At 67.1% G+C, this 18247-nt stretch carries 16 protein-coding genes; 7 read left to right on the forward strand and 9 right to left on the reverse strand.

Features of this window, described 5'->3' with window-relative positions; translation table 11 throughout:
- Positions 1–204 precede the first annotated feature (204 nt).
- The 5 genes from SB751_RS17565 (at position 205) to SB751_RS17585 (ending at position 8079) form a co-directional block, all read left to right on the forward strand.
- Complete coding sequence (locus tag SB751_RS17565; RefSeq protein WP_144197374.1) at positions 205–1086, forward strand: c-type cytochrome; 882 nt, start codon at positions 205–207, stop codon at positions 1084–1086.
- Between the two features lie 221 nt (positions 1087–1307).
- Positions 1308–1766, forward strand: coding sequence for a (2Fe-2S)-binding protein (locus SB751_RS17570; protein ID WP_144197375.1), 459 nt, complete (start codon positions 1308–1310; stop codon positions 1764–1766).
- A 13-nt stretch (positions 1767–1779) separates the two neighbouring features.
- Positions 1780–4047 (forward strand): xanthine dehydrogenase family protein molybdopterin-binding subunit, encoded by a 2268-nt coding sequence (locus SB751_RS17575; RefSeq protein WP_144197376.1) that lies wholly within the window; start codon positions 1780–1782, stop codon positions 4045–4047.
- A gap of 724 nt (positions 4048–4771) precedes the next feature.
- Entirely contained in the window at positions 4772–7684 is a 2913-nt protein-coding gene (locus SB751_RS17580) for an autotransporter outer membrane beta-barrel domain-containing protein (protein WP_186296815.1), read from the forward strand.
- A 110-nt stretch (positions 7685–7794) separates the two neighbouring features.
- Positions 7795–8079 carry a winged helix-turn-helix domain-containing protein gene (locus SB751_RS17585; RefSeq protein WP_144197378.1) on the forward strand — a complete coding sequence of 95 codons (285 nt, stop codon included), beginning with the start codon at positions 7795–7797 and terminating at the stop codon, positions 8077–8079.
- Here the strand turns inward: SB751_RS17585 and SB751_RS17590 are convergent.
- Positions 8076–8933, reverse strand: a complete 858-nt coding sequence (locus SB751_RS17590) for a DUF1653 domain-containing protein (RefSeq protein WP_250025336.1) — start codon at positions 8931–8933, stop codon at positions 8076–8078. The genes SB751_RS17585 and SB751_RS17590 overlap by 4 nt on opposite strands.
- 246 nt (positions 8934–9179) lie before the next feature.
- Between SB751_RS17590 and groES the strand changes: the two genes are divergently transcribed.
- Both groES and groL read left to right on the forward strand, forming a co-directional pair.
- A complete protein-coding gene (gene groES / locus SB751_RS17595) occupies positions 9180–9470 on the forward strand; it encodes a co-chaperone GroES (RefSeq protein WP_008644494.1) in 291 nt (96 codons plus the stop codon).
- Positions 9471–9507: 37 nt separating this feature from the next.
- Positions 9508–11151, forward strand: a complete 1644-nt coding sequence (gene groL / locus SB751_RS17600; RefSeq protein WP_144197379.1) for a chaperonin GroEL — start codon at positions 9508–9510, stop codon at positions 11149–11151.
- Positions 11152–11260: 109 nt separating this feature from the next.
- On the opposite strand, the gene SB751_RS17605 is transcribed toward groL, so the two are convergent.
- The 8 genes from SB751_RS17605 to SB751_RS17640 form a co-directional block, all read right to left on the reverse strand.
- Positions 11261–11668: a T6SS amidase immunity protein Tai4 family protein gene (locus SB751_RS17605; protein WP_410748251.1), complete on the reverse strand. Its 408-nt coding sequence runs from the start codon at positions 11666–11668 to the stop codon at positions 11261–11263.
- Between the two features lie 92 nt (positions 11669–11760).
- Positions 11761–12153 (reverse strand): T6SS effector amidase Tae4 family protein, encoded by a 393-nt coding sequence (locus SB751_RS17610; protein WP_211943774.1) that lies wholly within the window; start codon positions 12151–12153, stop codon positions 11761–11763.
- 126 nt (positions 12154–12279) lie between these two features.
- Complete coding sequence (locus SB751_RS17615) at positions 12280–13068, reverse strand: metallophosphoesterase (protein WP_144197381.1); 789 nt, start codon at positions 13066–13068, stop codon at positions 12280–12282.
- Between the two features lie 176 nt (positions 13069–13244).
- Positions 13245–14297, reverse strand: a complete 1053-nt coding sequence (locus SB751_RS17620; RefSeq protein ID WP_244844940.1) for a TadG family pilus assembly protein — start codon at positions 14295–14297, stop codon at positions 13245–13247.
- Positions 14298–14323: 26 nt separating this feature from the next.
- A complete protein-coding gene (locus tag SB751_RS17625) occupies positions 14324–14800 on the reverse strand; it encodes a TadE/TadG family type IV pilus assembly protein (RefSeq protein ID WP_144197382.1) in 477 nt (158 codons plus the stop codon).
- A 17-nt stretch (positions 14801–14817) separates the two neighbouring features.
- Positions 14818–15762 carry a type II secretion system F family protein gene (locus tag SB751_RS17630; protein WP_144197383.1) on the reverse strand — a complete coding sequence of 315 codons (945 nt, stop codon included), beginning with the start codon at positions 15760–15762 and terminating at the stop codon, positions 14818–14820.
- A 52-nt stretch (positions 15763–15814) separates the two neighbouring features.
- Entirely contained in the window at positions 15815–16792 is a 978-nt protein-coding gene (locus SB751_RS17635; protein WP_211943773.1) for a type II secretion system F family protein, read from the reverse strand.
- A 9-nt stretch (positions 16793–16801) separates the two neighbouring features.
- A complete protein-coding gene (locus SB751_RS17640) occupies positions 16802–18214 on the reverse strand; it encodes a CpaF family protein (RefSeq protein WP_144197385.1) in 1413 nt (470 codons plus the stop codon).
- Positions 18215–18247: the final 33 nt, after the last annotated feature.

Consider the following 18247-nt stretch of genomic DNA (forward strand, 5'->3'; position numbering starts at 1 on the left):
GACCAGACCCGAGATACGGGGCATGGCGGGGCGTTGTTGGGGCTGGCGCTCGGGCGCATTTTTTGGTAGGGGGTGGGGAAGACCCGATGCCGCGGGCGGTCGGCGTCTGTATCATCGCGCACAGAATCCGCGCCCCGTTCCGGCTGCAATCAGGCCGGGGCGGGCCGCGCGGCGGCCGTGCCTCCGCCACGGAGAGGGGAACCCATGGATATTGCGCGATTCTTCCGCATCGCCAGTTCGGCGTCGATTGCCTTCGTTGTCGTGGTGGCGGTGGCCGTGGGCAGTACCTATTGGTGGGGCGGACGCAAGCTCGCGCGGACGGTGGACGTCAGCGTGGCCCCGGTGACGATTCCCACCGACGCCGCCGCCATTGCCCATGGCAAATATCTTTACGAATCGCGCGGCTGCATGGACTGCCACGGCGCCAAGGGCGCCGGCAAGCAGGTCTTCGACGAGCCCAACGGCCTGCGCGTGCGGGCGCCCGACATCACCCAGGCCAACCCCGACGTCGCCCGATACCGCCCCGAGGACTGGGACCGCGCCATCCGCCACGGCGTGGCGCAGTCGGGCCGGCCGCTGCTGATCATGCCGAGCGAGGATTACAACCGGCTTTCAAATGAGGACTTCGGCGCGCTGGTGGCCTACGTGCGCAGCCTGCCGCCGGCCAACGGGCAGCCGGCCGAAGTGCGCTTCCCGTGGTTCGCGCAGGGGCTGTACGGCGCAGGCGTGATCCGGGACGCCGCCGAGAAGATCAACCATGACCTGCCGCCCGCGCCCGCGATTGCCGCCGCGGTGACGCCGGCCTATGGCCAGTACATGGCCAACGCCTGCATGGGCTGCCATGGCGGCGACCTGCGCGGCGGCCATATCCCCGGTGCCCCGCCCGACTGGCCGCCGGCCGCCGACCTGCGCCCGAACGGCGTGATGAAGCGCTACCCCCAGCCGGACCAGTTCGTCGCCATGATGCGCACCGGCAAGCGCCCCGACGGCACCGACGTGAGCCGGGTCATGCCGTTCTCGTCGTTCGCCAAGATGAACGACACCGATCTCAACGCGCTGCATCTCTATTTGTCCGCGACTAAATAGAAGGGGCACGCTATTAAATAGCAGGGCCAGCAAACCTCGGTTTCGCCCCATCCCGGTGCACGCCAACCCATGTGCGGGGGCCGACGCACGTTTCTCGAATTTGTTCTATCCTCCGTGGGCGCCGCCGGGTGGCCAGGGATCCCGTGCCACGTTGCATGCCAACGAGCCCGGCGGTGCGATGCAAGAAGACTAAGGGCAACGCACCCAAGGAGTTCCCCGCAATGACTACCCTCACCCTCAACGGCAAGACCGTGGACGTGGACGCCGATCCGTCCACGCCACTGCTCTGGGCCCTGCGCGACAACCTCGGCATGACCGGCACCAAGTTCGGCTGCGGCATGGCCGCCTGCGGCGCCTGCACGGTCCACATCAACGGTCAGGCCACGCGTAGCTGCGTGATGCCGATCTCGGCCGTGGCCGGCAGCAAGGTCGGCACCATCGAATCGATGCCGGACGACAAGATCGGCCGCGCCGTGCTCGACGCCTGGCTGCGCCACGATGTGGCCCAGTGCGGCTACTGCCAGAACGGGCAGGTGATGAGCGCCGTGGGCCTGCTGCGCAGCAAGCCGCGCCCCACCGACGCCGACATCGACCAGGCCATGGCCGGCAACGTCTGCCGCTGTGGCACCTATCAACGGATTCGCGCGGCCATCAAGGATGCCGCCCGGGCCATCGCCTGAGCGGGGAATCATCATGCGAATTCGTGGCATTGAAGCATTGGCCGGCGGCAGCGGCGCGCCGGTGACCGAGGCGTCCGCGCCGGCCGAAGGCATTGCGCCGCTCTCGCGGCGCAGCTTCCTGAAGCTGGGCGGGATGGCCGGCGGCGGGCTGGCGATCGGAATTGGCGGGATGGCCGGCCTCAGCACGGTCGCCCAGGCTGAGGAGGGCGCGCCCAAGGCGCCGTCCGCGCCGCAGGCGTTCCTGATCATCGCCCCGGACAACACCGTGACGGTGGCCGTGAACCGGCTCGAGTTCGGCCAGGGCGTGCAGACGGCCCTGCCGATGGCGCTGGCCGAGGAACTGGACGTGGACTGGAAGAACGTGCGCGCGGTGCTGGCCCCGGCCGGCGACGCGTACAAGGACCCGGCCTTCGGCATCCAGATGACAGGCGGCTCCACGGCCCTGAACCACTCGTTCCAGCAGTACCGCGAACTGGGCGCGCGCGCCCGGGCGATGCTGATCTCGGCGGCGGCGCAGCAGTGGAAGGTGGACCCGGCGAGCTGCAGCACGTCGCTCGGCGTGGTCACCTCCGGCAGCCATCGCGCCACCTATGGCGAGCTGGCCAACGCCGCCATGGGCCTGCCCGTGCCGGCGCAGGTCACGCTCAAGGACCCGGCGCAGTTCCGCATCGTCGGCAAGCCCACGCCGCGCCTGGATTCGGCCGCCAAGCTGCACGGCGACGCCGTGTTCGGCATCGACACCCGGCTCAAGGACATGGTCGTGGCCGTGGTGGCCCGCCCGCCGCGCTTTGGCGGCAAGGTCAAGTCGTTCAACGCCGACCGCGCACGCAAGATCAAGGGCGTGGTCGATGTGATGCTGGTGCCCGTGGACCGCGGCGGCACCGGCGTGGCCGTGGTGGCCGACGGCTACTGGCCGGCCAAGACCGCGCGCGAGGCGCTGGAGATCGTCTGGGAAGACAGCGGCTCGACGGTGAGCACCGCCGCGCTGTTCGACCAGTACAGCAAGCTGGCCACGCAGCCGGGCACGGTGGCGAAGCCGCTGGAGGGCATCGACGCCTCGCTCAAGGGCGCGGCGAAGGTGATCGACGCCGAATACCGCCTGCCGTACCTGGCCCACGCGCCGATGGAGCCGCTCAACTGCACCATGCAGGCCGAGGTGGCCGGCAACAAGGCCACGGCGGTGAAGGTGTGGGTGGGCTCGCAGTTCCAGACCATCGACCAGGCCGCCATCGCCCGCACGCTGGGGCTGGCGCCGGAGAAGGTCACGCTGAACACGATGATGGCTGGCGGCGGCTTCGGCCGGCGCGCGGTGCCGACCTCGGACTATCTGGTCGAGGCCGCCAACGTGCTGCGCACGTGGATCGGCAACGGCCACACCGAGCCGCTCAAGGTGATGTGGAGCCGTGAGGACGACATCAAGGGCGGCTACTACCGGCCGCTGCACGTGCACCGCGCGCGCATTGGCGTGGACGCCAAGGGCGGCGTGGTGGGCTGGCAGCACACCATCGTCGGCCAGTCGATCATCGCCGGCACGCCGTTCGAGCCGATGATGGTCAAGAACGGCGTGGACGCGACGATGACCGAGGGCATCGTCGAGAACGACTACGACCTGCCGCTGCAACTGGCCGTGCACCATCCGAAGGTGGACGTGCCGGTGCTCTGGTGGCGCTCGGTGGGCAACACGCACACGGGTTTCGTCAAGGAGACGCTGGCCGACGAGATGGCCACCGCCGCCAAGCAGGACCCGGTGGCGTGGCGCCTGGCCCGGCTGGACCCGCAGAAGCACGCCCGGCACCGCGCCGCGCTGCAGCTGGCGGTGGACAAGTCCGGCTACGGCAAGAAGAAGCTGCCGAAGGGGCATGCCTGGGGCGTGGCCGTGCACGAGTCGTTCGGCTCGGTGGTGGCCTATGTGGTGGACGTGTCGGTGGTCAAAGGTGAGCCGCGCGTGCACCGCGTGACCGCCGGCGTGCATGCCAACCGCGTGGTCAATCCGCTCTCGGCCGAGGCGCAGATCCAGGGCGGCTGCGTGTTCGGGCTGTCGATGACCCGGCCCGGGTTTGCCATCGAGATCGAGAACGGCGCGGTGAAGAACAGCAACTTCCCCGACTACCCGCCGCCGCGCATGCCGGATGCCCCGCAGGTGGACGTGTTCTTCGTCCCCTCGCAGGACAACCCGACCGGCCTTGGCGAACCGGGCGTGCCGGCCATCGCGCCGGCGGTGGCCAACGCGCTGTTCCGCCTCACCGGCAAGCGCCAGCGCCAGTTGCCGTTCGTGGTCTGAGGCGCGCTGGCCGCGTCGGCCAGATATCGTTCCTCACCTCCCGCCCCTCTCCTGCCATGCATCCTGCAAGTGGGAGAGGGGCCATCACCGACAGCGACACCGCTGTTACGTGCCAGCGGCGACGCCGCGCCTCCATCCTCCTCTGACAGTAGTGTTCCGCCCCGAATCTGACGGGCCTGAATTGTCGCGCGCAGTCACTCGCACATCCCCCGAGGATGTGTTGTGGCGATGTAAAACATCATCATTTGACGTACCTCTTTCAGCGCCTAGGATGGTTGTACTTTCACGCCGATGCCGCGTGATGGCGCAGTCCACGCAGACTCTGACAAGGATGTTTCTAGAGAGGGCGCATATGAAAACCTTCAAAGCGAAGCTCGCTGCGGCAACGCTGGTGGCGCCATATTCACTGCTTCATGCGCAAGTCGTCACCGTTCCATCCTCGACCTCCACGGTCCGTTTGCAGACGCTCGATCCTGCGGCGACGAACTTTGAGGCGCCCGCCGGTACCGTTATCGCGGTAGCCACGGATGATGGCCTGAATGCGAATAACACGCGGAACTGGAATCTCGTCAATCGCGGCACGATCACGGGAACCAATGACGGGATCTCCCTTGGCGCTCTCACTCCGGGTGGCTCACGCTTCGAGAATTACGGCACGGTGAGCACCTCGGCAACGACGGGGGTCGGACCATTCGGCGGCTTGTACGCGAATAGCGGGGCGACGGTGATCAATCACGCCGGCGCCACGATCTCCAGCGGAGACCGTGCCATCCACATGGGCGCGCCCGGCACGGTGACCAACAACGGACTGTTGCAAGGGGGGCAGGACACGGTCATCTTCGTGCAGGGCGGGACGTTCACGCAGGGCGCCACGGGCCAGGTTTCTGGCCTGAATGGGGTCGTCTTCAGCGCCAATACGCTGGCAGGCACCAACGCAGGGTTGATACGCGTGGCAGGTACCGGGTTATGGGTGCGCGGCGGCGCAGCCGGAACGTTCGACAACACGGGAGGGACCATCGAGGTCATTGCCACGGGCGGGCTGCGCACCGCGGTGGTGGCTGATACTGGCGCGAAGCTCGACTTGGTGGGCGGCTTCGTCCTGGCGGCCGGCGGGTTTTCGCGGGGGCTTGTCGCGCAAGACGTGCAATCGACGATCAACGCCCGCGACCTGTCGATTGAAGCCGATGGAAACCAGGCGCGGGCCGCCAACGCGATTGCCGGCGGCGTGACCACAGTGACCAATACGAGCATGACAGCGCGGGGCCCTGGCAGTGCGGGTGTCGTGGCGTTGACCGCAGGGCGTGTCCAGGTAAGCGGCGGCACGGTGACGACGACGGGCGCTGACGGTGACGGTCTGGTGGCCTACGGCGACAGTGCGGGCGGGGCAGGTGGCGTGGTCGTGGCCGATGGCGTGCGGATCAGCACGTCTGGCGCCACCGCCTATGGAGCACGTGCTGCGGGCGCGGGAACGGGCACGCCGGCATCCGTAACGATGACGGGCGGTTCGGTGGAGACGTCGGGTGATGGCGCCATCGGGCTGGTTGCCATCACGCAGACCACGCTGACCGCGGGCAACGTCGCCGTGACCACGCGTGGCGTGGGCAGCGAAGGCGCTACGGCGAGGAACGCCGCGCGACTTGTCATGAACGGTGGTTCCGTGACAACGACGGGCAATGACGCCGTGGGCCTCAGCACGGTGGGCTCGGGCGAACCTGACCAGGTGGGTGCCGTGAATGATCCGGATGCGGCGATCATTCCAGGCGCGTCCGTGGGCGGCGCCTCACTCGCGGCGACCGGGGTCACCGTCAACACAAGCGGTACGGGGTCGCATGGCGTTCGTGTGCGTGGCGACAGTGTGCTGTCGTTGGTCGACAGCACGGTCACGGCCAGCGGCGCCGGCGCCAACGCGGTGCAATACGAAGCGGCCGGCGGCGCGGGCACGCTGACCGCTGCGGGTTCGACCCTCGTCTCCCAGCAGGGCGCTGGCATTGCCATGAACGGGGGGACGATGAACGTGTCGATGACAACGTCATCATTGCATGGCAGCGCGGCGTTGTTCAACGTCACGGGTGGCGGCACGCTGAACCTGAATGCTGACGCCGGCTCCACGCTGACCGGTGCGGCGCTGACCGAGGCAGGCAGTACGTCGAATCTCGTCCTGCGGGACAGCACGTGGAACCTCACCGGCGACTCGCGGCTCACGACGCTCAACAACGACCCAAGCCAGATCCTGTTCTCCGCACCGGTGGGCGGGGTGTTCAAGACGCTGACCGTCGGCCAGTACAGCGGCGACGGCGTCATCGGGCTCAACACCTATCTGGGTGGCGATGGCTCGCCATCGGACAAGCTGGTGATCGACGGCGGGACCGCCTCCGGCACGTCCAGGCTACGGGTGACGAATGCGGGGGGGCCGGGGCTGGTCACGAGCGCGAGCGGCATCCAGCTCGTCGATACGATCAACGGCGGCACGACGCAGGCCGGTGCGTTCTCGATCGACGGCCGCGCGGTGGCTGGCCCTTATGAATACCGGTTGTTCCGGGGCAGCATCGACGGCACCGCGCCGCAAGCCTGGTACCTGCGCTCCGAGCAGGACCCGCCTCCGCCGCCGCCCGACCCCGCGCCGGGCCCCGCTCCGAGCCCTGCGCCGGACCCTGTGCCCGATGTGCCCAGGCCGGTACGTCCGCTGTATCGGCCAGAGGTGGGCGCGTATCTTGCCAATCAACGCCTGTCGGGCCAGATGTTCGTGCATAGCCTGCATGATCGCCGCGGCGAGCCGCAGTATGCGGAGGGGGTGGGCCTCGTGGGGCAAGGCAAGCCGGGTGCGGGCTGGCTGCGCATGGTGGGCAAGTGGGAAGGCGGGCGTAGCAAGGATGGCGTGTTCAAGACCAGCACCGATTCGTTCCTGCTGCAAGGCGGCGCGGAGTTGGCGACGTGGCAGGCGGGCGGCGTGGCGAGCCGCCTGCATGCGGGCGTGATGGGCAGCTACGGCTACGCCAGCAGCGATGCCGAGGCGCAAGCCAACAGTGCACACGCGAAAGGCAAGGTCGAGGGCTGGAGCCTCGGGATCTACGGCACCTGGTACCAGGACGACGAGAAGAAGCACGGCGCCTATGCCGACGCATGGTTCCAGTACGGCTGGTTCAGCAACCGCGTGGAAGGCGACCAGTTGCCCACGGTGAAGTACAGCGCGAACGGGCTGGCGGTGTCTGGCGAGGTCGGCTATGCCATGCCGCTGCGCGGCGGCTGGGTCGTCGAACCGCAGGCGCAGTTGATCTACGTCGACTACAACGAGAGCGACATCGACGAGCCGAACGGCACCCGCGTGCGTGGCGCCAGTGCGAGCGGCATCCTGACGCGGCTGGGCGTGCGAACGCACCGCACGTTCGTGCGCGAAGACGGTCGCAAGCTGCAACCCTATGTCACGCTCAACTGGTGGTACTCGGACACCGAGAGCCACATCGCCTTCAACCAGGTGCAACTGGGTTCGATGTACCCGCGCAACCGCTTCGAAGCCAAGGTGGGCATGAACCTGGCGCTGAACAAGTCGTGGTCGGGCTGGACCAGCGTGTCCGGCGCATGGGGCCAGCAGGATTACTACCAGTACGCGGTGCGTGTGGGCGTGCGATACGCGTGGTGACCGGCACGGCCTGCCGGATGAGGGGTCAGCGCAACACCCGGACCGCAGACTTGCGTTTGCCGCGTCAGCACGGTACAAACGAACGCAACCATCACGACACGGGGTTGGACATGGCCACTCAGGAAAGCGCGCTGACGTTTGCGCTGCTCGCCGTGCCCGCGCGCGCGGCCATCTGCCGCGCCTTGCTCGAGGCCGGCGATGACGGCCTGCCGGCCGACCAGCTCGCCCAGCTTGCCGGGCTCACCCTCCATCGCGCGGCCCATCACTTCGGCGAGATGGTGCAGGCCGAAGTACTCGTCCTCGTGATTCGTGACCGCCGGGTCGGCTATGTGCTCAAGGCGCGCCGCGAGGTGCGCGAGGCGCTGAGCTACCTCGACAGCAGCGGACTCGACTAAGCCTGGGGCAGGGCGGCCGCAATCCGGGCGATGATCCGGGCGATATTGTCGCGCGCGGGTTGCTCGGCATCGGCAAACGCGGGCGTCAGGAACAGCCGCTCGCGCTGCGCCAGCGTGGTGAGGAATTCCACGCGGCGCGCCATGAAGGCGGCGTGCAGCGCCGCGCCCGCCAGCCCGGTGCGGCGGGCCAGCAGCGCGCGGTTCTCCTCGAACACGGCGGCCGTGTAGGCATCGAACGCCTCGGCGGGGGCCGCCAGCCGGTACAGGTCCAGATCGAGCACCGTGGCCGCGTCGGGCGCGGTCGGCGTGTGCGTGCGGGTGTCCAGGACGATCTGCATGGCCTGGCGGAGCACGTCGGCATCCACATCCCCCACCATCGTTTCGATCAACGCCGCCGAAGCGGCTTCGTTGTGCTCGCAGCCGGGCACGTACACCGCGTCATGGAACAGCACCGCCAGCGCCTGCGCCGGGCTCAGCGCGAGGCCCCGGGCGTGCGCCACCTCGAACATCTCGAGCACATGGGTGCGGTCGTGGTAGCGGCGATAGGGCGCCTCATAGAGCGCCAGCGCCTGGAGCACGGTCTGGCGCGGCAGGAAGTCCAGACAGGCCAGCGCGGCCGGCCAGTCCGGCGCGAAGCGGGGCATCTCGCCCGCGTCGGTCCGCACCGGCTCGGTGAAGACTTCCGCCGTGCGCACCCACAGGATCGAGCGGTCGCGCATGGACTCGTAGACCACCACGGGCGCCAGGTCGGCCTCGAAGCGGCCCAGGCCGGTCACACGGTAGGCGCCGCCCTTGTAGTGGCGGTAGGGCATGCCCGGCACGAGGTCCGGGTCGTTCGGCATCGGCATCGGCATCGGAAAGGGATTCGCCAAGATATAGACTCCACGGTTGCGGCGGATCATAAGCTATAGGGTAAACCCTTGCCTAGGGAAACCCCGTATTCAGCCCTTGTCTTGAAAACGACAACCCTCGTCCCTATAATTAGCACTCCCCGGGGGTGAGTGCTAACAGAGCCCTCGCGGTACCCGAAAACTCGTTGGCCGTCGCCTTCAGACGGCCATTTGTGAATCAAAACTCACTTTTTGTACCTAGGAGTCCGTATGAACCTGCGTCCTCTGCACGACCGTGTGATCGTGAAGCGTCTGGACAATGAAACCAAGACCGCATCCGGCATCGTGATTCCCGACAATGCTGCCGAGAAGCCCGATCAAGGCGAAGTCCTCGCCATCGGCCCCGGCAAGAAGGATGACAAGGGCAACAACATTGCCCTCGACGTCAAGGTGGGTGACCGCGTGCTGTTCGGCAAGTATGCCGGCCAGGGCGTGAAGGTGGATGGCCAGGAACTGCTGGTCATGCGCGAAGAAGACATCATGGCCGTGGTCAACAAGTAATCCACGCGTCACTCGTACAGATCAGGAGAAACAGAACATGGCAGCAAAAGACGTAGTGTTTGGCGACGCCGCCCGTGCCAAGATGGTCGAAGGCGTGAACATTCTCGCCAACGCAGTGAAGGTGACCCTGGGCCCGAAGGGTCGCAACGTGGTGCTGGAGCGCAGCTTCGGCGGCCCGACCGTGACCAAGGACGGCGTGTCCGTGGCCAAGGAAATCGAACTGAAGGACAAGCTCCAGAACATGGGCGCGCAGATGGTCAAGGAAGTGGCTTCCAAGACCAGCGACAACGCCGGTGACGGTACCACCACCGCTACCGTGCTGGCCCAGTCGATCGTCCGCGAAGGCATGAAGTTCGTGGCCGCCGGCATGAACCCGATGGACCTGAAGCGCGGCATCGACAAGGCTGTCGGCGCTGCCGTGGAAGAGCTGAAGAAGCTGTCCAAGCCCACCACCACCAGCAAGGAAATCGCCCAGGTTGGCGCGATCTCGGCCAACAGCGACGCCTCGATCGGCGAGCGCATTGCCGAAGCCATGGACAAGGTTGGCAAGGAAGGCGTGATCACCGTGGAAGACGGCAAGTCGCTGGCCGACGAGCTGGAAGTCGTGGAAGGCATGCAGTTCGACCGCGGCTACCTGTCGCCGTACTTCATCAACAACCCGGAAAAGCAGGTTGTTGCCCTGGACAGCCCGTTCGTGCTGCTGTTCGACAAGAAGGTGTCGAACATCCGTGACCTGCTGCCGGTGCTGGAGCAAGTGGCCAAGGCTGGCCGTCCGCTGCTGATCATCGCCGAAGACGTCGAGGGCGAAGCCCTGGCAACGCTGGTGGTGAACAACATCCGTGGCATCCTGAAGACCGCCGCCGTGAAGGCCCCGGGCTTCGGCGACCGCCGCAAGGCCATGCTGGAAGACATCGCCATCCTGACCGGCGGTACCGTCATCGCCGAGGAAATCGGCCTGACGCTGGAAAAGGCCACGCTGCAGGACCTGGGCCAGGCCAAGCGCATCGAGATCGGCAAGGAAAACACCATCATCATCGACGGTGCCGGCGACGGCTCGGCCATCGAAGGCCGTGTGAAGCAGATCCGCGCCCAGATCGAGGAAGCCACCTCGGACTACGACCGTGAAAAGCTGCAAGAGCGCGTGGCCAAGCTGGCCGGCGGTGTTGCCGTGATCAAGGTTGGCGCTGCCACCGAAGTCGAAATGAAGGAAAAGAAGGCACGCGTGGAAGACGCGCTGCACGCCACCCGCGCTGCCGTGGAAGAAGGCATCGTCCCCGGCGGTGGTGTGGCCCTGCTGCGCGCCCGCGCTGCGATCTCGGCCCTGCAAGGCGAAAACCCTGACCAGAACGCCGGTATCAAGATCGTGCTGCGCGCCATGGAAGAGCCGCTGCGCCAGATCGTGCTGAACGCTGGTGAAGAGGCTTCGGTCGTGGTGGCCAAGGTGATCGAAGGCAAGGGTAACTACGGTTACAACGCTGCCTCGGGCGAGTACGGCGACCTGGTGGAAATGGGCGTGCTGGACCCGACCAAGGTGACCCGCACCGCGCTGCAGAACGCCGCCTCGGTGGCTTCGCTGATGCTGACCACGGACTGCGCCGTGGCGGAATCGCCGAAGGAAGAGTCGGCTCCGGCCATGCCGGGCGGCATGGGCGGCATGGGCGGCATGGACGGCATGATGTAAATCACGCCGGACCAGACGGGGCCTCCGGGTCTCGTCAACGTCTGACAAAAACCCCCGCGGCGCAAGCTCGCGGGGGTTTTTGTTTTGGGGGTAGCTTCGCAGGTAGGCGCTAGTTGACCCGGGGCTGTTTGCGCACCAATTGGTCCAGTTCCTTGCTGTAGAACAGGTCGATGCATTTCATGGTGTTCAACTCCGTGGGCGTCTCGCCGATCTCGGGCTTCGAGCCGTATTTACGGGCGACGAACTTGCCGATGAGGGTTCGGATGGCGTCGTAGCTTTCGATCGGTTGCTTCCCAAATTCGAAGTAGGCGCCTGCCGTTGCCCTGGCACCGGCTCTGTCAGCCGGGCTCGTCGCAATTCTTGCAAGGCAAGCGCTCAAGGCCCAGTTTTTCAGCAGCGTACGTTGCGAGAATCTTTGCAAGGGATGTGTATTTTCAGCCGACTGGGATGGTCTTCCGTCTGCATAGGCCGACGTTACGAATGTCGCGCATATGACCGCGATTCCGATCTTCCTCATGGGAGTTTCCATAGGGAGGCGGTTTTGGGTATGAACGTCCCATTGTCAGGGTCGTTGGCGAAATGGCATTTGTCTACACATTGCGCCCCATCTCACAGCGTCGCATGCCCGTGAGCGCCAATCCATCCATACCCTTTGACGACCAAGATGCCGCGCATGTTCGCAAATGCGACCGGTCGAGGCGAATGGACAGTCTTGTCAGGTCTACCAAGGTTGTGCTCAAGATAAGCAAGCATGTCGTCGACGCGGTAGATGTACTGTTGCCGATCACCACCGCTCACCATGCGGAACTTCGATGTCTTGCGAATCGGAAATCCGGTCTTGTTCAGGACATAGCTCATCCTGATGGCACATGCGTTCTCGAAGCCGTCCGGCATTTCGATATTCATCTGGACGTTTCCGCCAATCAGCTTGCCAACCGCTCGAACCGGAACCCTAACGGCCACAAACGCATTCCAGACGGCTTGAAACGAAGGTCTGCCCATCACTGCTCCTCGCTGTCAGAAGAGCGGCCACTATGTCGGGCGCGGCGTGAGCATGTCCAGTTTTCGTGCCGCAATCGGCACCTGTTGGCGCGTTTTGCGATCGATTTAAAGAAAGTACGTGGTGGTCTAGATCTCCACCACCCGCCCCCAGTCAAACACCGGGTTCTCCGGGTTTCCGGTCCGTCGCGATATATACCCGCGCGGGTTGCAGACCACGCGGGACTGGTCGATCCAGTAGTCGAAGCTGGTGTGGGTGTGGCCGTGGATCCAGAGGTCGGCTTGGGCCACGAGGTCGGGGCGGCGGGAGAGGAAGCCGGCGGAGACGATGTCGTGGGCGTAGCGGGGGTCCAGGCTGCCGAGGTCGGGGCCGTGGTGGGTGACGACCACGGTCTTGCCGTCGAAGGGTTCGGCCAGCGTGTCCGTCAGCCAGGCGGTAGCGGCGCGGTGGCGGGCCAGGGCGTCGGCGGGGGTGTAGGGGCGGTGCTGGCCGGCCGCGTCAGTGGTCTCGATCAGCCGGTGGTCCACCACCACGCGGGCGCAGGCCTGCATGGCGTCGTCGATGCGGTCGGTGCCAAAGAGGCAGTAGTCGGTCCACCAGGTGGTACCGATCACGCGCACCGGGCGGCCGTCAGCATCGGCGTACTCGGCCACGGCGCCGTTGAGCAGCGCCACGTTGGGCGCTGCCTCGGCCGCCTCGGCCATCAGACGGTCCACGGTGTCGAAGTCGTTCTCGTAGTACTCGTGGTTGCCGGGCACGTAGACCACCGGCACATCGAAGGTGCGGGCGGCCCAGTCGATGCCGTCGCGGCCGTTGGCGATGTCGCCGGCCAGGATCACGAGGTCCGCCGCGCACGCGGGGACGGCGTCGGTCTGGTTGTGCTCCAGGTGGATGTCGCTGAGGATGCGCAACTTCATGGGGGCTCCCGGACTCGCCATGTGGATGTGCGGTCGATTCTTCAAAAAAAAGACAGCCTGGTCAAGACCAGGCTGCAAAAGAGGAGCCAGGGGGGCCTCGGCGCTGCTCATGGGGGGCAGCGCGAGGGGCTGGCCGTGCCCGGGAGACCCGGCCGTGCCACTGGCTCCTGTCCTGGCTAGCGGGCCAGGCGCGGGGGGACGTAGCCGCCGTAGTACGGCCCGACGCCGCCGCCGCTGTTCGTGACCTTGAAGTTGGGGATGAAGTAGCCCTCGATGTACTTGCCGCTGCCGCCCACCGAGGCGGTGATATGGAACGCCGCGAAGGCGGTGACCGGGCCGAGCGAGCCCGGGTTGAGCGACGAGGTGACCGGCAGCAGGTAGTCCTGGTTGACCCCGACATAGTTGTAGTTCGAGGTCTTGGTGCCGTCCTGCATCCAGATCTGGTCGCCGATGGCCACCGGCGCCGGGTTGCCGGTCTGGATCAGGTCGCGCGTGGCGGTGGCGCTGTTGTCGGTGGATTTGAACGTGGTCCACTGGCCCGATTCGCACGGCCCGTAGTGGTAGGCGGAGCCGATGCGGAACACATAGGGCTTGTTGGTGGCCGGATCGAGCTTGGGCTGGTTGGTGGCGCTGTCCCAGAAGTTGTTGTACAGGCACTGGCTCAGGGCTACCGGGAACAGCCCGCCGTTGCCGATGATGCCCGGCGCCGCGATCACCGCCACGGCGGTGGCCGTGGTGCTCGCCGCGGCACCGTCGAAGATCTGCGCCAGCAGGGTTGGCACCGGCCCGCCGTTGCTGCCGGCGCCCCGGCTGATGGTCACCTGCACCGCTGGCACGTCATTGGATGTCGGCGTGATGTCCTGCGGCTGGAGCCCGGCCGGCGTGCCGGTCAGGTTCCAGTAGCCGGCCTGCACCGTGCCGCTGGTCAGCGTGACCCCGGCGGCCTTGTTCAGGCTGATGGCGTTCGTGCCCTTGGTAACGCCGGTGGTCCAGGCGGGATTGGGATTGGCCGGGAACAACCCGGCCGCCCCGGCCAGCGCGGCAGCATCGGCGGCATTCTGCAACTCGTTGCGCACGATGGCCAGATGGGCGACATCCACCGCCAGCGCGCCCACCGACAGCACCGAGATCAGCATGAACGGCATCATGATGCCGATGGCGCCGCGCTGGCGCTGCCGGCGGGTCGGTCGGGCGCGTGGCGGGTTCTGCTGCGGGGTTTCCTGGCGCATGGCACACCTCCTGTCTCTGGATTGGGCTACTCGCACAGCATGGTGGTGAGCGCGTTGATCGTCAGCGGCCCGGTGAAGGGCCGGATCAGCGGGCCGAGCAGCAGGCCGTTGAACGTGTACGACACCTGCACGGTCAGCGCGGTCCCGGTCGATGCGCATGGCGAGACCGTCAGCGGGAAGGTGCAGGTGGCGGCGGCGCCATAGGTGACCAGCTTGTTGGTGCAGTAGTTGAGCGCCACCTGCTTGATCTGGGCGCTGGTCATTGCCGGGGACTTCAGCACCACGCCGGCGCGGGCGGCCTCGCGGCTGGCGTTGGTGACCACGGACTTGTCATAGAGCGCGGTGCCGAACTCGATCACGCCGAAGACGATGAACAGCAGCAGCGGAAAGATCAGCGCGAATTCCACGGCGGCGGCGCCGGCGTGGCGCGGGCCGCCCGGCTGGTGGTGCCGGGGGGGAAGGGTGCGAAGGCGGCGAAGGTGGAGGGAGGCAGGTCGGCGCATGGCGGTCTCCGGCGGGGTCAGTTGCTGGCCACGCTGCGCAGGGCGGTCACCACCTGGATGGCGGCCGGCCCGAGCAGCACCACGAACAGCGACGGGAAGATGCAGAAGATCAGCGGGAACAGGATCTTGGTGCCGATCTTGGCCGCGCGTTCCTCGGCCAGCGAGTGGCGCTTGGTGCGCAGCATGTCCGAATGCACGCGCAGCGATTCCGCCACACTGGTGCCGAAGCGGTCCGCCTGGATCAGCATCGCCACCAGCATGCTCACATCCTCCACGCCGGTGCGCGCCGACAGGTTGCGCAGCGCCTTGTCACGCGGCAGGCCGGCGCGCAGTTCCAGCGTCAGCAGCTCGTATTCCTCGGCCATGGCCGGGCGGGCGGTGCGCATCTCGGCCACCACGCGCAGGATCGCGGCATCCAGGCTCAGGCCGGCTTCCACACAGACCATGATCAGGTCCAGGCTGTCCGGGAAGGACTCGAAGATGTCGCGCTGGCGGTGGCGCACCTTCCAGCGCAGCGCGAAGTTGGGCAGGTAGAAGCCCGCCACCGCCACTGCGAACAGCCCTGTCATGAATTCGGACTGCCGCGCGGCTTCCACCTCGCCGACCAGCGCCACCCACAGCGCCATCGGCAGGCCGAACGCGAGCACGGTCTTGGCGCCGAAGTAGAGCGGAATTGCCTCGGGCGAGCGCCATCCGGCATGGATGAAGCGCGTGCGCAGCGCGGAGTTCTCCCAGCCCTCCTTCGGCAGCGAGAGCTGCGCCAGCGGCCGGGCCAGCCGCTCCATCTGGCGCATCCATTCGCGGCGGCCGTCCGGGATCGGCGCGCCGCCGGGCGCCTCGCGCTCGATCTGGCCGAGCCGGCGTACCACGGGGTTCGGGCGCATCACGATCATCGCGACCCAGGCCGCGCCGAAGACGATGGCGAAAGTGACGCCCAACAGCAGGATCGTTGTGGTTGGCATGGTTGTCCGGGAATCTTCCCGCCTCGGTAATTGGGGTGCCTGAATGCCTGCCCTAGACGTGGATCCGCACGATCTGGCGCATCCACAGGATGCCCACGCAGGTCATGGCGACGGCGTACCAGAGCATCTGAATGCCGGTCGGGTCGGTCCACAGCGTGGCCATCATCTCGGGATTGATCTGGAACACGATGCCGCCGACCACCACCGGCAGCAGCGTCAGGATCCAGCCGCCGAGCCGGCCCTCGGCCGACAGCACGCGCACCTTGTCCAGCAGTTGCAGCCGCTTGCGGATCAGGCCCGCCACGTTGTCGAGGATCTCGGCCAGGTTGCCGCCGGATTCGCGCTGGATCAGCACCGCGATGACCAGGTAGCGCAGGTCCTCGATCGGTACCCGGTCGGTCAGGCCGGCCAGCGCGTCGTGCAGCGGAATGCCGTAGTTGATCTCGCCGAACACCAGGCCCAGTTCCGTGCCGATGGGCGCCGGCAGCTCGTGCCCGGCCATGTCCAGCGCGCTGGGCAGCGAGTGGCCGGCGCGCAGCGCGCGGCTGATCAGGTCGGCGGCCTCGGGCAGCTGCGCTTCCAGCGTCGCGAGCCGCCGGGCCCGCTTGCGCAGCACGCACAGCAGCGGCAGCGTGCTGGCCGCGCCGGCCATCAGCAGCACGGCGTACCACGGCGCGTTCAGCATCGTCAGCACCATGCCGGCGAGGCTGGGCGCGGCCAGCGTGAGGGCCAGGAAGCGTCCCACGGACATGTTCATGCCCGATTGCAGCATGATGTGATCCAGCGCCTGCATGCGCGGCAGGCGCCGCAGCAGACGGGCCAGCGCCGGCGACTGGCTCATCACGCGCTGCTTGAGGATGCCGGCGTCCTGCCCGTGGCCAGCGCTGTTGAGCAGCGCCGCCTCCACGCGATGGCTGAAGCGCCGCGCGTGCTGGCTGTGATACGTGTTCCACCACAGGTAGGCGCCGATCCCGCCCAGCACGATGGCCAGGAACACCGACAGCGCGAAGGCGATCATCATCGGATTCATGGCGCGCTCCTAGACTTCGTGCTGCACGGCGGGGTCGAACAGCGCTTCCGGCAGGTGGATGCCGAAGGCCTGGAGCCGCTCGCAGAACTTCGGCCGCACGCCCGTGGCGCAGAAGTGCCCGCGGATGCGGCCGTCGCGCTCCACGCCCTGGCGGCGGAAGGTGAAGATCTCCTGCATGTTGACGACCTCGCCCTCCATGCCGGTGATCTCCTGCACGCTGACGAGCTTGCGGCGCCCATCGGTGAGGCGCGAGACCTGCACCACCACCGACAGCGCCGAGGTGATCTGCTGGCGCATGGTGCGCGTGGGCAGCGCCAGGCCGGCCATGCTGATCATGTTCTCGAGCCGCGTCAGTGCATCGCGCGGCGTGTTGGCGTGGATGGTGGCCAGCGAGCCTTCGTGGCCGGTGTTCATCGCGTGGAGCATGTCCAGCGCCTCGGCGCCGCGCACTTCGCCCAGGATGATCCGGTCCGGCCGCATCCGCAGTGCGTTCTTGACCAGCGCACGCTGGGTGATCTCGCCCCGGCCCTCGATGTTGGCGGGGCGCGTCTCCAGGCGCAGCACGTGCTGCTGGCGCAGTTGCAGTTCCGCCGCGTCCTCGATGGTCACCACACGCTCGTCGGCCGGGATGAAGCCCGAGAGGATGTTCAGCAGCGTGGTCTTGCCGCTGCCGGTGCCGCCCGAGATCAGGATGTTGAGCTTGGCACGCACCATGGCGTCGAGCAGCTGGGCCATCTCGTCGGTCAGCGTGCTCAGGCCGATCAGGTCCTTGACCTGCAGCGGGTTCACCGCGAACCGGCGGATCGAGAGCAGCGGGCCGTCGATGGCCGAGGGCGGGATGATGGCGTTGATGCGCGAGCCGTCCGGCAGGCGCGCATCGACCATCGGGCTCGATTCGTCGATGCGGCGGCCCATGCGCGACACCATCTTGTCGATCACGCGCAGCAGGTGGGCGTCATCGAGGAAGGTCACGTCGGTCAGTTCGAGCTTGCCGCGCCGCTCCACGTACACGTGGCGGGCGGTGTTGACGAGGATGTCCGAGATGGTGGGGTCGGCCAGCAGCGGCTCGAGCGGCCCGTAGCCGAGCATCTCGTCCTGGACGTCCGAGACCAGGCGGCGCCGCTCCGACTCGTTCACCGGGTGGTTGCCTTCCTCGATGATCCGCTCCACCAGCTGCGCCAGCTCGCGTCGGACCTGTTCGGGCGGCATGTGTTGCAGGCGGCTGAGTTCCACGCGATCGACCAGCGTCTGGTGAATCTCCAGCGCCAGTTGCTGGTAGGCGGGCGTCACCGCGCCCGAGCCGGCCGTGCCGCTGGCAGCGTGGCTGCCGTTGGCACCATGCACGGCGGCGCCGTTGGCGCGCGCCACGCGCTCGGGCAGGGCTTCGCCGGCCTGGCGGAAGAGTTGTTCTCGCAGTGACATCTTGGACTCCTGGTGTCGCCGTGGCGGGCCCGG

Origin of the sequence: Cupriavidus sp. SIMBA_020 (assembly GCF_046535395.1) — a bacterium.
Classification (GTDB): Bacteria; Pseudomonadota; Gammaproteobacteria; order Burkholderiales; family Burkholderiaceae; genus Cupriavidus; species Cupriavidus campinensis.